Source organism: Streptomyces sp. NPDC033270 (genome assembly GCF_055576575.1).
Genome location: NZ_JBVIRA010000005.1, coordinates 326,470 through 342,317 on the forward strand (window position 1 = coordinate 326,470; position 15,848 = coordinate 342,317).

General features: G+C 73.3%; 9 protein-coding genes and 1 rRNA gene. 5 read left to right on the top strand and 5 right to left on the bottom strand.

The window, feature by feature from the left end:
• Positions 1-3 precede the first annotated feature (3 nt).
• Both lhgO and ACZ5XZ_RS11435 read right to left on the bottom strand, forming a co-directional pair.
• Entirely contained in the window at positions 4-1,215 is a 1,212-nt protein-coding gene (lhgO, locus tag ACZ5XZ_RS11430; RefSeq protein WP_468976588.1) for an L-2-hydroxyglutarate oxidase, read from the bottom strand.
• A 223-nt stretch (positions 1,216-1,438) separates the two neighbouring features.
• Complete coding sequence (locus ACZ5XZ_RS11435; RefSeq protein ID WP_030088381.1) at positions 1,439-2,887, bottom strand: hypothetical protein; 1,449 nt, start codon at positions 2,885-2,887, stop codon at positions 1,439-1,441.
• Positions 2,888-3,664: 777 nt separating this feature from the next.
• Here ACZ5XZ_RS11435 and ACZ5XZ_RS11440 point away from each other — a divergent pair.
• Positions 3,665-5,764 carry an asparagine synthase-related protein gene (locus tag ACZ5XZ_RS11440; RefSeq protein WP_468976591.1) on the top strand — a complete coding sequence of 700 codons (2,100 nt, stop codon included), beginning with the start codon at positions 3,665-3,667 and terminating at the stop codon, positions 5,762-5,764.
• A 113-nt stretch (positions 5,765-5,877) separates the two neighbouring features.
• Here ACZ5XZ_RS11440 and ACZ5XZ_RS11445 read toward each other — a convergent pair whose 3' ends face one another.
• On the bottom strand, positions 5,878-7,821 hold the full coding sequence (locus tag ACZ5XZ_RS11445; RefSeq protein ID WP_468976593.1) for a sigma-70 family RNA polymerase sigma factor: 1,944 nt from the start codon (positions 7,819-7,821) through the stop codon (positions 5,878-5,880).
• A 229-nt stretch (positions 7,822-8,050) separates the two neighbouring features.
• A complete protein-coding gene (locus ACZ5XZ_RS11450) occupies positions 8,051-8,935 on the bottom strand; it encodes a TetR/AcrR family transcriptional regulator (protein ID WP_468976595.1) in 885 nt (294 codons plus the stop codon).
• Between the two features lie 444 nt (positions 8,936-9,379).
• On the opposite strand from ACZ5XZ_RS11450, the gene ACZ5XZ_RS11455 reads away from it, so the two are divergent.
• Together ACZ5XZ_RS11455 and ACZ5XZ_RS11460 are read left to right on the top strand one after the other, a co-directional pair.
• A complete protein-coding gene (locus ACZ5XZ_RS11455; protein ID WP_468976631.1) occupies positions 9,380-10,759 on the top strand; it encodes an NAD(P)/FAD-dependent oxidoreductase in 1,380 nt (459 codons plus the stop codon).
• A gap of 308 nt (positions 10,760-11,067) precedes the next feature.
• On the top strand, positions 11,068-12,867 hold the full coding sequence (locus ACZ5XZ_RS11460; RefSeq protein ID WP_468976597.1) for an ATP-binding SpoIIE family protein phosphatase: 1,800 nt from the start codon (positions 11,068-11,070) through the stop codon (positions 12,865-12,867).
• 99 nt (positions 12,868-12,966) lie between these two features.
• Here the strand turns inward: ACZ5XZ_RS11460 and ACZ5XZ_RS11465 are convergent, their stop codons facing one another.
• Entirely contained in the window at positions 12,967-14,265 is a 1,299-nt protein-coding gene (locus tag ACZ5XZ_RS11465; protein ID WP_468976633.1) for an MFS transporter, read from the bottom strand.
• A 200-nt stretch (positions 14,266-14,465) separates the two neighbouring features.
• Between ACZ5XZ_RS11465 and ACZ5XZ_RS11470 the strand changes: the two genes are divergently transcribed.
• Positions 14,466-15,026, top strand: a complete 561-nt coding sequence (locus ACZ5XZ_RS11470) for a MarR family winged helix-turn-helix transcriptional regulator (protein ID WP_468976599.1) — start codon at positions 14,466-14,468, stop codon at positions 15,024-15,026.
• 729 nt (positions 15,027-15,755) lie between these two features.
• Positions 15,756-15,848: ribosomal RNA gene (locus ACZ5XZ_RS11475) — 16S ribosomal RNA — on the top strand; the annotation flags it as partial.

Here is a 15,848-nt window from a genome sequence, read left to right on the forward strand (position 1 = left end):
CGCTCACCCGCCCAGCACCCCCAGTGCCCGGCGCGCCACCTCCCTGCCGATGGGCAGGGAGGCCGTGGCCGCGGGGGAGGGGGCGTTGAGGACGTGGATCATGCCCGGGGACTCGCTGAAGAGGAAGTCGTCGACGAGGGTGCCGTCGGGCAGGACGGCCTGGGCGCGGACGCCGGCCGGCGCGGGGAGCAGGTCCTCCTCGCGGGCGGCCGGCAGCAGGCGGCGGACCGCGTCGGCGAAGGCGCGCCGGGACAGCGAGCGGTGCAGCTCGCCGGCCCCGTAGCGCCAGTGGCGGCGGGCTATCCGCCAGGAGCCGGGGTAGGTCAGGGTGCCGGCCAGCTCGCCGGGGCGGACCGTGCGCCAGTCGTAGCCCTCGCGAGCCAGCGCGGGGACGGCGTTCGGGCCGATGTGGACGCCGCCGTCGATACCGCGGGTCAGATGGACGCCCAGGAAGGGGAAGGCGGGGTCGGGGACCGGGTAGACCAGGCCGCGGACGAGGGCGGCGCGCTCCGGGGCGAGGGTGAAGTACTCGCCGCGGAACGGGACGATCCGCATGCCCGGGGCGTCGCCCGCCAGCCGGGCGATCCGGTCGCAGTGCAGCCCGGCGCAGTTCACCAGGGCGCGGGCCCGGTGGACCGTGCCGTCGGCGGTACGGACCGCCACCCGCCCCGGGCGGCGGCCGATCGTGGTCACGTCCGCGCCGTAGACGATCCGGGCGCCGGCGTCCGTGGCGAGCGCGGCGAAGCGGCGGGCGACGGCGCCGAAGTCGCAGACGCCGGTCGTGCCGACATGGATGGCGGCCAGGCCGCGCACCTCGGGCTCGTACTCCGCTATCTGGGCGGGGCCCAGCTCGCGCACCGGCAGGCCGTGCTCGCGGCCGCGCTGGATCAGGCCGTGCAGCCGAGGCAGCTCACTGCGGTCCGTGGCGACGATCAGCTTGCCGGTGACCTCGTGCGGAATGTCGTGTTCGGTGCAGAACTTCACCATCTCCGCCGAGCCCTGCAGGGCGAAGCGGGCCTTGAGCGAGCCGGGCGGGTAGTAGATGCCGCTGTGGATCACGCCGCTGTTGCGCCCGGTCTGATGGCGGGCCGGCCCGGGCTCCTTCTCCAGGACCACGACCCGTGTGCCCGGCGCGGCACGCGTGATCGCATGGGCCGTAGAGAGCCCGATGATGCCCGCACCGATCACCAGCACGTCGCAGTCGTACGCCGCCACTGCACCTCCCCAACCGCATGACCGCAGGCCCGACCGTCGCCGCGGACCCGCGCATCATTCGCCGCCGACGTATCCCATCATGACGGTCGGCACTGACAGCGCGGTTCGGGCCGTGGCCGCCGGGCCCGCCTGCGGCCCGCCCGCGGCGGCCCGGGCCGGAGCACCAGCCCGGCCGACCCTGCCCGACCCCGATCCATCGGCGCACCGATCCGCCGGCCCATGCCTATGCCGGCGCCGCCAGCAGCGGCCGCGCCCGCTCCCGCAGCTCCACCACCCGGGGCTCGTCGCCGTACGGCTCCAGGCGGTGCAGCAGATCGCGCACGTACTCCGTCGTGCGGGCCGAGGAGATCCGTCCGGCCACCTCGACCGCCCGGGTGCCCGCGGCGCACGCCGCGTCCAAGTTGCCGGACTCCAGTTCGGCCACCGCGGACACCACCAGACGCAGCCCATGGGAGCGTACGAACTCCTCCGTGGGACGCGAGAGCGCCTGCTCGGTGAAGCGGCGGACCTGGCGGGGCAGCCGCAGATCCCGATAGCACTCGGCGGCGTCGGCGGCGAAGCGCTCGTAGGAGTAGAAGTCCAGCCACGACGGGTCCGGGTCGCCGCTGCGGGAGCGCTCCAGCCAGCCCTCGGACGCCTTCAGCGCCACCTCGCAGGCGCGTGCCTCCCCGGCCTTGGCCTGCGCCCGGGCCTCCACCAGGCGGAAGAAGCTCATGGTGCGGGCCGTGGCCAGGCCGCGGTTGCGCTCCAGGGCGGCCTGGGCGAGGTCGACGCCCTCGTCGGCGAAGCCGCGGTAGGTCGCCTGGAGGGACATCGAGGCCAGCACGTACCCGCCCAGGGGGACGTCGGCCGCCGCGCGGGCGAGCCGCAGCGCCTGGATGTAGTAGCGCTGCGCGGCCTCCTGCTGGCCGGTGTCGAAGGCCATCCACCCCGCGAGCCGGGTGAGTTCGGAGGTCGCCCCGAAGAGCGCCCGGCCCACCTCGTCGCTGTACGAGGCGAGGAGCAGCGGCGCCGCGTCCACGCGCAGGCACTCCGGCACCATCGACGAACGCCAGTCCCCGCCGCCGTACTTGGAGTCCCAGCGGCGCGCGTCCTCCGCCGCCTCGCGCAGCTTGCTGACGTCGCTGTGTCCGACGTGCTGCGGGATCCCGCCGTCGCCGGCCGCCGCGGCGTCCTTGTCGCGGGCCTCGGCCGCCTCCCGCGCCACCGAGCTGTCGGCCGGGGATATCAGCCAGCGCGAGGCGGGAGTGGCGTACGCGCTGACGGCGAAGGATCCGGCCAGGCTCTGCCAGATGCCGCCACCGCCGGCCCGCCGTCCGGCCAGATCGAGACGGTAGAGCTCGGTCGCGGAGCGTACCGCTGCGCCCACATCGCGGGGAAACGCCAGGCCGACCTCGGGCGCCGGATCGGCGTCCGCCAGCCCGATCTCGTGCAGCGGCACCGGCCGGCCCAGTTTGCTGCCGATGGCGGACGCGATCAGATGAGGCGCGGCGCCCTGGGGCACCATGCCCTTGGAGACCCACCGCGCCACCGACGTCTTGTCATAACGAAGCGTCAGCCCCCGCTGCGCACCGAGGTCGTTGACCCGGCGCGCCAGTCCGGCATTGCTGATACCCGCGAGGGCGAGTACGGTGCCGAGCTTTTCGTTCGGCCCGCGTATATCCCTGGACATGCGCACCCCTCGACACACCGACAGCCGCCCCGCTACCGCGGGGCATGCATCCACCCAGAGTAGTTCGCCGAATCCCGACCGTTAAGAGCCGGTATCCCGGATGGCGAGATTCATGTTCAAACAGGGGTACGGGAATTGGCATGTGCTCCGGGTACGTGTGCCCGTGCGCCCGTCCGTGCGCGCTGGCCGCCCGTTGCCGGGAGCGCTTCCATGGCTTCTGCGTGGGTCGGCCCGCTGCACTGGATCCAGTGGGCTGGGGGACACCGTCACCTCATTCCCCGCGGGTGACGGTCCGGTCCGGGGGGCGAAGCCCGCCTCCCGGACCGTCGCGCGAGCCGGTCGCCGACCGGCCGCCCACCGGTTGACACGACGCCCGAACGTGTCAACTCGACTACAGGGAACGGACTTTGGCCGAAAATCGACGGATGGTGATTTCGCGCCGCCGTCCACTCGGAGCCGCCCCGGGGGCCACACGGGGGGCCTCCCGGGGTTGATGCGACGACGTGCCCGCCCGAAGCCGGGGGGCGCGTCAGTCCGAGGCCGCCCGTCCGCCCCGCGGCCCCCATCGGTCCGCCCGTTGGCCCGCCGCCGGTCCACCGAGAGCGCGTCCGTACCGCGCCCCTAGCGCGAACTGCTCGTATACGGGCCGGCCTCGGCACCTCCTCCGCGCCCCCGTCATGGCAGCATGGTCGCCGCAACAGCTTGGCGACAGCTTGGCAATCCGCTGTACGGGGCGGCCCTCGGCCTCGGCGGACGGGGAATCGGGTGGAGGCGGCGATGCGCTGGTTGGTGGGGTGGAGCAGTGCCCCCACGGGATCGTCCGCCACAGGGCCGGCAGCGGGTGCGGAGAGCCGCACGGTCCTGCCCGTAGGCGCCCAACTCCTGTGGGGCGACCCGGACCCGCTGTGGGCGGTCGGCGACTGGCGGCCGGACGAGGTCCGCGTCGCACAGGCCGACCCGGAGACCCGGCTCGCCGTGTTCGGCGTCTGCGGGGCCACCGACGACCAGCTGCGGGTCGGCCTGTTCGCGGCGCGCGGGGGCGCACTGCGCCACCTCACCGCCTGGCCCGGCAGCTACACCGCCGTCGTCCAGGTGGGTCGGCGGATCACCGTCACCGGCGACCTGGCCGGCGCCCGCCCGGTCTTCCACGCCCCCTGGGCCGGCGGCACCGCGTACGCCACCGCCGCCCTCCCGCTCGCCGACCTGATAGAGGCCAGCCTCGACGTCGGGCATCTGGCCGCGCTGCTGGCCTGCCCGGACGCCCCCGAGGCGCTGGGCGCCGGCACGCCCTACGAAGGGGTGCGCAGGATCCCGCCCGGCCACGCCCTGGTGCTGCGCGGCGGCGCCCGCGATGTCACCTCCTACGAGCCGACCGCCTCACTCGCCGTCGCCGCGCCCCAACTCGCCCCGGAGCAGGCGGTGGACGGCGTCCGCGACGCGCTGGTCGAAGCGGTCCGCGCCCGGCTGGCCGGGCCCCGCCACGCGCCCGATCCGGACGGTCTCGACGGGCTCGACCCCGGCCCGGTGCCCGGTATGGGGCCCGCCGAACGGCGTGCCGCACGGGGCGGGCCGGCCCCCGGCATCGGCGCCGACCTCTCCGGAGGAAGCGCCTCGGGAACCCTGGCCCTCCTGGCCGCCGGCCTCCCCGGCCAGCCGGGACGGCTCAACGGCCACGGCGAGCGGCTGCTGGCCGTCACCTTCAACGACCGTGCCACCAAAGGCGTGCAGGCCCACCGGGACGCCGAACTGGAGCGCGCCCGCAGCATCGCCGACAACCCCAGGCTGCACCATGTCGTCGTCGCGGCCGGCGAAGAGGCCCTCCCGTACGCGGACCTCGAAAGCGGCCCGCTCACGGACGAGCCGGGCCCCTCGCTCACCACCGCGAGCCGCCACCGCCGCCGACTGCTGGCCGGCAGCGCGGACCACTTCGTCGGACACGGCGCCCGCCAGGTCCTCGACGCCCACCCCGCCCGGCTCGCCGACCTCCTCATGGACCGCCGCCGGCGCCACCTCCTGCGCCCGGTCACCGCGCTGGCCAAGGCGGACGGCCCGTCCGCGCACTCCGTGCTCGTGCCCTTCACCGTCTACCGCGCCGCCCGCAGGCTCGCCCGTATGCCGTACCCGGCCGGAATCGCCGACACCGCGCGGCGCCTGCTGGAGCGACAGTTCGCCGACGAGCCGGTGGCCGGCGGGGCGGTGGACGCCTCGCTGGCCGCGCTCGCCTGGTGCCGGCCGGGGCCCGCGGCGCGCTGGCTCACCGGAGAGGCGCTGGCCGAGGTGTCGGTGCGCCTCAGCGACGCGGCGACCCGCTCGTCGGCCGTGGGCCGCCCCGGCGAGCGGCGGGCCCGCGCGGCGCTGGCCCGCCAGGCCGCCGACCACCGGGTCTTCGAGCAGGCCGCCGAGGTCCGCAACCAGCGGCTGCACGCCCCCTTCTTCGACAACCAGGTGGTGCTGGCCTGCCGCGCCCTGCCGGACACCCTGCGGGTGCAGCCGGGGGCACGGGCGGCCGTGCTGCGCTCCGTACTGGCCGGCGCCGGCGTCCGGGACCTGCCGCCCGGATGGGGCGCCACCTCGCACCTCACCCAGGCGGCGGCGGTGCGCGCCGGGCTGCGCGGCGCGGTAGGTGAACTGGTGCGGCTCTTCGACGCGCCGCTGCTTGCCGACGCGGGGCTGATCGAGGCGCGGGTGGTCCGCAAGGCGCTGCGGGCCGCGGCGGAGGGCGCGGCGCTGCCGCTGGACGGGCTGGCCGAACTGGTCTCCACGGAGTTGTGGCTGCGACGGCTGGTGGCGCGGCGGGGGACGTGCTGGACCGGGGCGGAGGGCGCGCGCCAACGGGCGCTCGCGCAGGGCGTGGTTCCCCGGGCGCGGTTGTCGTGAGGCGGGGACCGGCCCGGCGACCCGGCGCCCCGGCGGCCCCGCCCCCGCAACGTCCCCTCAACGGCGGCTGATCGGCGACGACGTCTCAGCGGTCGCTGATCTGCCCATACGCCTCAACGGCAGCTGATCTGCGACTGCGCCCAGTCCCCCACCACCGCCACATCGAGCGGCGACACCGGCTCGGCCACCAGCCGCAGCGTCTTGCGGCCCGCCAACGGGACATGCACCGGCACCGCGACCTGCCCACCGCGCACCACCGCCGACCGCCACAGCCGCTCGCCGTCCGCGTAGACGGAGAAGCGCAGCGCACCCCGCCCCAGGTTCAGATCGTCGACACCCACGACGGCGTCATACGCGGTGCACTGGCGGTTCAGGTCGATGACCACCGAGGACGGCGCATGCACGCTCACACCGTGCCCGTACGTGGCTCCGGCGACCTGCGGGGACTGCCGCTGCCACAGCCAACTGCTCCCGAGGGTGCGCACCTCCGGTTGGGTGCCGTCGCCCATGAAGTCGTGGTCGAGCGTGTTGAGCCGGTACGCGCTCGGCTCGGGCAGCGGCGGCTTGGGGGAGGGCTTGGGCGGCGTGGGCGTGGGCGTCGGAGCGGGCGTCGCGGGCGGAGTCGGCGTGGGCCTGGGCGACGGCTTCTGCGGCGTCGGCTCCGGCGTCCGCGCGGGGCTCGGCCGGTGCGTCGGGTCCGGCTTCGGGGCCGGCGCGGCACCGGCTGCCGGCGGCAGCGGCTTCGCCGGCGCCGGCGAGGGCTTCTGCGGTGCGGCCGGAGCCGGCCGCGGAGGTCTGGCCTGCGGCTGCGGCGCGGGCTGCGGGCTGCCGGTCAGCGTCAGCGCCAGCGCCGCGCCCGCCACCACCACCGCCCCGACCCCGATACCGACCTTCACCGGCGCGCCGAGGCCCTCACTCAGGGCGGCACCACCGGCACCACCGGCACCTCCCGCACCGGAACCACCACCCGCGGCCGCGGCCGCGCCGGCACCGGCCGCCGCACCCGCCCCGGCGGCCCCCGCCACCGCGGCGGCCGCCTTGACGGCGTACCCGGCGGCGAACCATCCGATGACCGCGATCGGCAGCAGCGCACCGATCCGCTGATTGACGTCCGCGACCTCCAGCGCGGCCATCCGGCACCGGCCGCACTCGTCCAGATGCTTGCGCAGCCCCCGCTCGGCCCGCATCCGCAGCCCACCACGGGCGTACGCGCCGAGCCGGTCGGCGTACCGGGCGCAGTCCCCGCCGGCCGTCAGCGACCGGCTGACGTGCGCCTGGAGGTACGCCTGCCGCAGCCCCTCCCGGGCGCGGTGCGCCAACACGGCGGTGGCGTTCGCGGTCAGCCCGAGCAGCGGGGCGACCTGGCTGGGCGACTCGTCCTCGACCGTGGTGTGCCACAGCACCGTCTGATAGCGCTCCGGCAGACTGCGGAACGCCTGTATGGCCATGGACTGCTCGGCCTCGTGCATGGCGCGCACATCCGCGCCCAGATCCAGTGTGTCGTCGTCCCTCGCCGAACCGGTAGCGGTCACGGCGAACACCGCGAAGTCCTCGACCAACTGCTCGCGCCGCGAGGTCTTCGCCCAGGAGGCGGCGACCCGTCGCACGGTCGTCAGCAGATACGCGCGTACCGCGGAATCCGGGCCCGCGCCGCCGCGCACCGCCTGGAGCGTACGGGCGAAGACCTCGCCGGTCAGATCCTCCGCGGTGTGCACGTCCCGGCAGCATCGGCGGGCGTAGCGCCGGACCGCGTCGGCGTGCCGGCGGTACATCTCCTCGTACGCGCTGTCGTCCCCGGCCCGCATGTCGGCGATCAACTGGGCGTCGGACGGCGGGAGTTCACCGCCCTCGGGGTCGGCGGAGGGGGCCCTGCGACCGCTCGGGCCGCGCTGCGGCGGCACGCTGTGGCCCTCGCCCGCCGGACCGCCGGCGCGGTCGTGCCGCTCGGCCGGCCCGGCCCCCGGGGGAGTGGCCCCCAACGGCCCGGTCTGGCCAGGCACCTGCCGCGACGGCGTCGTCTCGCTGTCGTGCCGTTCGTCCCGCCCGTCAACACCCATCGCCGAGGCCCCCGAAGCCGCTGTCACACCCGAATACCGCGCAAGAGTGCCACATCACGCCCTGGCGCCTGAGGGGACCGCCGGCCAACCACTCGTCCGGGGCGGGTACGCGGACGATTCGCACGGGTGTTCACCTGTATGAGCCGTACCGGCCCGCCCGGCCCGCCCGGCCGCCCGGTCCGGCGGACCCGGCTGTCGGGCCCGTCCGGACACGGCCGGCCGGCGGACGTCACCGGGCGGGGCGCGAGCGCAGCCCCTCCAGCAGGATCTCCAGCAGCCGTGCGGAGGCGGCCTGCTGATGAGCGGGGTCGGGCAGCGCGGGCGCGCCCGTGGCGATCACCAACAGGACGTCGGAGACCGTCACATCGGCCCGCAGCTCACCGGCCGCCCGGGCCCGCTCCACCAGCCGCCCGACGACCTCCAGCAGCGCCTCGGCGCCGGCCGTCTCCCCGGCGAGGTCCGGCGCGCCCTCGGCGGCCGCCGGCTCCTCCCGCCGCTCGACCAGCCGGAGGTCGGCGGGCGCACCGTCCGTGCCGGGCGCCATCCGCTGCTGCGGCACCCGGGCCTCGCCCAGGCCGTCCGGCAGCCGCGCGCTGTCCGGGCCGTCCGGCGCGGACCGGTCGGTGTCCGCGCTCACCCGCAGAATGCCCGGCGGCAGCAGCCGTCCGGCACCCGAGGCGACCGACGTCCGCAGAAAGCGGGACAGCGCCGACCACGGGTCCTCCTCCTGGCCCAGCGCCGCACGCGCCTGGTCCGTCAACCGGGAGGTCTCCTCCTCGGCTATTCGGCGGACCAGGATGTCCTTGCTCGGGAACCGGCGGTAGACCGTGCCGACACCGACCCGGGCCCGGCGCGCCACGTCTTCCATCGGGGCGCCGTACCCCAGCTCGCCGAAGACCTCGCGCGCGGCGCGCAGCACATGCTCCAGATTGCGCTGCGCGTCGACCCGCAGCGGCGTGCTCCGGCCGCCCGCGCCCGTACCGGCGCCGTTGCCGCCGCCCCCGTTGGTGTTGCCGTTTCCATTACCGGCGTGGCCGCCGATGCTGCCGCCACCGCCGTCCGAGGCATGTGCCATCGCGACGGCTGCCGGCCATTGAGAGCCCTGAATATGCATATTGATCCCCCGGTTATGACGTCTCCCCCCGGAGACTCCCCGCCCTGACGGTCGGGGCGTACCGACGAGAGGGTGCACCCCAACGAGATACGAACATAGTTGAGCCCGCGTCAAGATTGAAGGGGGCGTTCCGCGCAGTGCGCCCCCCGATCGGCCTAACGGGCCGGATCCGCCCGGATTTCGCCCCTGCCCGCCCACGCCGCCCCCGCCTGACCAGCGCGCCTTCTCCCGGGTGCACGGAATCAGCCGTTCCATCCCCAGAGCCGCGCCCGGTCACACATTTCGACGAGCCTGTGGACAAAGGCGCCCCGCCGGTGCGTCATGGAACAGTGCTGTGCTTTCCCGGGGGCGCAGCGCCCGACAAGGGGCCGCGCGACCGGCCGGCCTACGGATCGGTGGCGCCCCGGGCCTGGTCGACCCGCGAGGAGAACCCCTGTGAAGGCAGTGTCTTCGAACGACGTGGCGCGCATTCTCGTTGTCGGCGGCGGTTACGTGGGGATGTACACCGCCCTGCGGCTGCAGCGGAAACTCAAGCAGGAGCTGCGCCAGGGCACCGCCGAGATCATCGTGGTCGACCCCGAGCCGTACATGACCTACCAGCCGTTCCTGCCCGAGGCCGCGGCCGGCTCCATCTCCCCGCGCCATGTCGTCGTGCCGCTGCGCCGCGTGCTGCCGCAGTGCAAGGTCGTCGTCGGCGAGGTCACCGCCCTCGACCACGCCGAACGCAAGGCGACGATCACCACCCTGGCCGCGGAGGAGACCGGCACCGGCGCCATCGAGGTGGCCTACGACGAACTGGTCCTCGCACCGGGCTCGGTCTCGCGCACCCTGCCCGTCCCGGGCCTGGCCGACGTCGGCATCGGCTTCAAGACCGTCGAAGAGGCCATCGGACTGCGCAACCACGTCCTCGAACAGCTCGACATCGCCTCCTCCACCCGCGACCCCGCCGTCCGCGACGCCGCGCTGACCTTCGTCTTCGTCGGCGGCGGCTACGCGGGCGTGGAGGCGCTGGCCGAACTGGAGGACATGGCCCGCTACGCCGTCCGCTACTACCACAACGTCCAGCCCGAGGACATGAAGTGGATCCTGGTCGAGGCCACCGACCGGATCCTGCCCGAAGTGGGCCCGGACATGGGCCGCTACGCCGTACGGGAGCTGCGCGGCCGCAACATCGACGTACGGCTGGAGACCAGGCTGGAGTCCTGCGAGAAGCGCGTCGCCGTACTGAGCGACGGCTCCCGCTTCCCCACCAGAACCCTGGTGTGGACCGCCGGCGTCAAACCGCACCCCATTCTCGCCGCGACCGGGCTGCCACTGAACGGCCGCGGGCGCCTGAAGTGCACCGCCGCGCTCCAGGTGGAAGGCGTCGAACACGCCTGGTCCGCCGGAGACGCGGCCGCGGTCCCCGACCTGACGGCCGCGCCGCCGGCCAAGCCCGACGAGCCCCGCACCGTCTGCGCGCCCAACGCCCAGCACGCCCTGCGCCAGGCCAAGGTCCTCGCCGAGAACGTCGCGGCGGCCGTGCGCGGCGGCCCGATCGTGGACTACGAGCACAAATACGCCGGCTCGGTGGCCTCCCTCGGCCTGCACAAGGGTGTCGCCCATGTCTACGGGCGCAAGCTGCGCGGCTACCCGGCGTGGTTCATGCACCGCGCCTACCACCTCGGCCGGGTGCCGACCTTCAACCGCAAGGCCCGGGTGCTGGCCGAATGGGCCCTCGCGGGCCTGTTCAAACGCGAGATCGTCTCGCTCGGGTCGCTGGAGAACCCGCGCGCCGAGTTCGAACTCGCCGCGGGCACCGGCCGGCACAACGAAGCCAGCTGACGCGCCACACCACCGGCGGAGCAGACGCACCGTCACCCGTATGGCGGCCGGAGACGGCGGAGCGCGGAACTCCACACCGGCTGCCGGGCGTCTGACGGATGACCGTCCGGTCGGCCACACTGGACGTGTGACCATGGGTGGGCTCGTATCTGCAAAGAGTGACAATCACGAGGATTCTGGACGTTTGCTGCATTCTGCAAAAGGGCGCCGAGAGTGTCCCCAGCCCCTCCCCCGGCCGACGGCCGGGAGGTCCCGCCATGCCGACGGCCCGATCCCGCGCGACGACGCGAAGTAAGAGGTACCCCTCCGTGATCTTCACGCGCTGGAGCGCCAAGTTCCCCGGCACGCAGCGGCGCGCCGCCGCACGGTCCGACCGCGCCGCACCCCGCCCCGCCCCCGGCACGCCGGCCACCCCGCCCGCCGACGGCCCCGAGCCCGCCGCCCCGACCGCCGACGGCTCGCCGGCCCCCGCCACCGGCTCCGTCCCCGCCGCCCGCGACGAGCGCGCCGACCCGGACACCTCCCAGGAAGCCACCCCCGTGGCCCTGCCGCCCACCGTCGACGCCCTGTCCGTCCACGAGATCCTCGGCACCATCCCCGCCCTCGTGGCCGTCGTCTACGGCCCCGAGCACCGCCTCGCCTACGTCAACGGCGCCTACGCCACCGTCTTCGGCCCCCGCCCGGCAGGCCGGACCGCCCGCGAAGCCCTCCCCGAACTCGACGCACTGGGCCTGCTCCCCCTCATGGACCAGGTCCTGCGCGGCGGCAAGCCCCGTACGGTCAAGTCCCGCAAGGTCCCCGGCGGCGCCTGCGGCGACCGCACCCGCGACGGCTACTACACCTTCACCTGCACCCCGATCGAGGTCGCCGCCAGCGGCCCGGCGCCCGACCCCGAAGTCGCCTGCGTCGCGCCCCACAAGGGCGTGCTGGTCTTCGGCGCCGAGGTCACCGACCAGATCGAGTCCGCCGAACGGCTGCGCGCCAGCGAGGCCCGCCAGCGCGAGGCCGCGGTCACCCTCCAACGCTCCCTGCTGCCCCAGGAACTGGAGCAGCCCGACGACCTCCGCGTCGCCGCCACGTACCAGCCCGGCGGCATGGACGCCGCGGTCGGCGGCGACTGGTACGACGTCATCACCCTCGGCGCCGGCCGCACGGCCCTGGTCATCGGCGACGTCATGGGCCGCGGAGTGCGCGCCGCCGCCGTCATGGGCCAGCTGCGCACCGCCGTACGCGCCTACGCCCGTCTGGACCTCCCGCCGCACGAGGTCCTGCAACTACTGGACGGCCTGGCCGCCGAGATCGACGCAAGCCAGATCGCCACCTGCGTCTACGCCGTCCACGACCCCAACGAGGGCCGCCTGGTCTATGCGTCCGCCGGCCATCTGCCCATCCTCGTACGCGACCCCGACGGCACGGTCCGCCGCGCCGCCGAACCCACCGGACCGCCCCTGGGCACCGGCGGCTGGCTGCACACCTCAGGATCCGTCCCGCTCGGCCCCGGCAGCAGCGCCGTCCTCTACACCGACGGCCTGGTCGAGCGCCGGGACAAGGACATCGACGACGGCGTCGAGGCCCTGGAGCGCGCCTTCGCCGGTGCCGCCGGCGACCCCGACATCGTCTGCGACCGCCTGCTCCGCGCCCTCGGCATCACCGCCACACACGACGACGACGTCGCCATCCTCGTCCTCCAGCACCCCGAGCGGACCGGTCATGACGCCGAGCTGTTCCACAACGCCGCCCTCGAACTCCACGGCGGCATCGAAGCGGCCCCGCGCGCCCGCGCCTTCGCCTCCGGCGTCCTGGCCTCCTGGCGCTTCTCGCCCGAGCTGCACGACCTCGGCGTCCTCGCGGCCAGCGAGCTGGTCGCCAACTCCCTGCAGCACGGCACGCCTCCCATGCGGCTGCGCCTGCGCCGCACCGACCGCCGCCTGATCGTCGAGGTCACCGACGGCGACGACCACCTGCCCCGGCGGCGCCGCGCCGAACCGGTCGACGAGGCCGGCCGAGGCATCTCGATCATCGCCACCATCGCCTCCTCCTGGGGCTCGCGCCGTACCCCGGGCGGCGGCAAGGCGGTGTGGTGCGAATTCGCCCTGCCCAGGGGGTAGCGGCCGCCCGCCCACGCAGACGCCGCCCCGCCCCCACCTACAGGGGACGGAGCGGCGTTTCCGCAGGGGGCCCAGGGCCCTCCAGGCACTCGCGGCCACTCAGGCCCGGCAGGCCACGGCCTCCGGCTCCGCCGGAACCCGCGCCGCGGGCACCGGCGCGACCGCGCGATGCGGATTATCCTGTCCGGGCCGCAGCATCCGCCCCAGCCGCAGCGACAGCACGCTGATCCCCACGGCACACACCACCAGCATCCCGATGTACGCCGCGTACATCCCGTGCCCCACCATCAAGGCACCCACCGCCGGCCCCACCGCCAACGCCAGCTGCTTGACCAGCGCGAACGCCGAGTTGTACTGACCTATCAGGGAGGCCGGCGCCAGATCGGCCACCAACGGAGCCACCGTCGGCGACAACATCGACTCGCCGATCCCGAACAACGCATACGTCGAGATCAGCAGCGTCGTCGCCAGCGCCTGCGCGCCATGCACCAGCCCGGACAGCCCGGCGGCCAGCCACGCCACGGTCCATATCAACCCGACCAGCGCCATCACCCGGCTGCGCCGCCGCCGCTCCACCAGCTTGAGCACCACGAACTGCGCCGCCACGATCGCCGCCGTATTGGCCGCCAGCGCGATACCCAGGCTCGACGGCGGGATCCGCGTCACCTCGGTCGCATACGCCGCCAGCCCCGACTCGAACTGCCCGTAGCAGGCGAAGAACAGCACGAACCCCAGCACGCACAGCCACACCATCCGCCGGTCCGCGAACAGCGCCCGCCAGGCACCCTTGGCCCGCTCCTCACTGGGCACCGCGTCCTCGACCTTCGGCGCATGCGGCAACCGCACGGTCGCCACCGCCGCACCGAGCACCAGGAACATCACGGCCTCGATGGCGAACAGCCGCACAAAGCTCGACGCATGCGACTCGTCGACCAGCAGCCCGCCGACGAGCCCGCCGACGCCCAGCCCCAGGTTGTTCAGGAAGAACTGGGTGGCGAACGCCCGCGACCTGGTCACCGTCGTGGAGCACCACACGATCATCGTCGCCAGGGCCGGCTGAATGACCGCTATACCCGCGCCGAGCGCGACCGCGGACGCGATGACCAGCGGCTCGGTGGCGGACAGCCCGATGCCCAGCGCACCGATGGCGGCGGAGACCGTACCGACGATGGCCACCGGCAGGGGACCGCGCCGGTCGATGGCCCGACCGGTCAGCGGCAGGACGACCAGCGCGGCCACCGCCAGCATCGCCAGCACGACGCCGGCCGTGTTCGCGCCGAGATCCCGCACCTTCGCCACATAGACGTACAGATACGGAACCGTGAAGCCGTTCCCGAACGCGCTCAGCGCGTTCCCGAGCTGGATCCGGCGCAACGCGGCGCCCATCGCGGTGGTCACACTCACCTACCTAGGTCAGGTCATCAGACGAACAAGGGGGACGAACCGACGAGTCGCACACGCACCAGGGCGAGACCGCGCGACCGGACAGTCCCAAGCCGGACAGTCTCACCCTGAAGACTTCAACTCTAAAGTTCGAAGCTAAAGAGTACACGGAGAAGAACTTCAACGCCAATGACTTCCATGTCATACTGCGCCGCATGCCTGAGCCCTCCGATGCGGCGGCCAACGCCGCCGAGCCGAGCCTCGAGGAACAGATCGCGGCCTACCAGCGCGAATTCCAGGACCTCGACCCCCAGGTGGAGCAGGTCGTCTCCGCACTTCAGCGCCTCAACCGGCGGATGAACGTCGCCTACGGACGCCAGACCTCCACCCTCGGCATGAGCAACGCCGAATGGGAGGTCCTCAAGGCCCTCGTCGTCTCCGGCGCGCCCTACCAAATGGGCCCCGGCGAACTCGCCAAGCGCCTCGGCCTCACCCCGGCCGCCATGACCCATCGCATCGACCGCATGGCGAGCGAGGGACTGGTCACCCGCGAGCGCGACGAGACCAACCGCGTCCGCGTCATCGTCGAGCTGACCCACGAGGGCCGCGAGAAGTGGCTGGAGGCGATGCGCCTGGCGTCGGTCTTCGAAGAGGACCTCCTCCAGGACCTCTCCGGCGAGGAACGCCAACTCCTCGGCCAGGTGTTGACCCGTCTGCTGCGCCGTGTGGAGGAAGCTCAACCGGACGCCGGCGGACGTCTGAGTGACCTTGACTGACGCGAGTTGACACTGCTGCACCCGCTCTGTAGTGTCCTCCGAGTTGCCACAGCGCCGGAACGGTTCTGCGGCAGCCATCCCGCCGCTTCGCGGCACACCACTACTGCACGGCCCCTCACCGGGAACAATTTCGGCATGCCGAAATTCGGACCGCGGCGCGATTATGTGCCGACGAGGAATTCCGCTAAAGTAGTGATCACGCCGAAAGGCGCGAACAAACCCCCTCCGACGGGGAATCGGAAACAAATTCGGACCGGCAACGGAACGAAACGGATCTGATAGAGTCGGAAAGGTCGGAAAGCGAAAGCCGAACGGCCGACCCCGCTCCAACAGGGGGCCAGAGACGGAAACGGATCTGGTAAGGTTGGAAACGCGAAGAAGCCGAAAGGCCGAAACGCACCGGCGAAAATCGGAGCCGCAAGGATCTGATAGAGTCGGAAACGCAAGACCGAAGGGAAGCGCCCGGAGATCCTGGTGAAACAGGAACAAAGGAAGCGTCCGTTCCTTGAGAACTCAACAGCGTGCCAAAAGTCAACGCCAGATATGTTGATACCCCGTCGACCGGAAACATCCGGGAGATGAGGTTCCTTTGAAAGTCCTACCAGCACAGTGTTGCGGGTAGGCAATACACAGCGAGGACGCTGTGAACGAGCGACTTATTCCGTCTGCTCGTTCCGCTCAACGCGAGTGTCACCCGCCGTTTTTTATTAAACGCAGTCGGGTAAAGCATTCACGGAGAGTTTGATCCTGGCTCAGGACGAACGCTGGCGGCGTGCTTAACACATGCAAGTCGAACGATGAACCGGCTTCGGCCGGGGATTA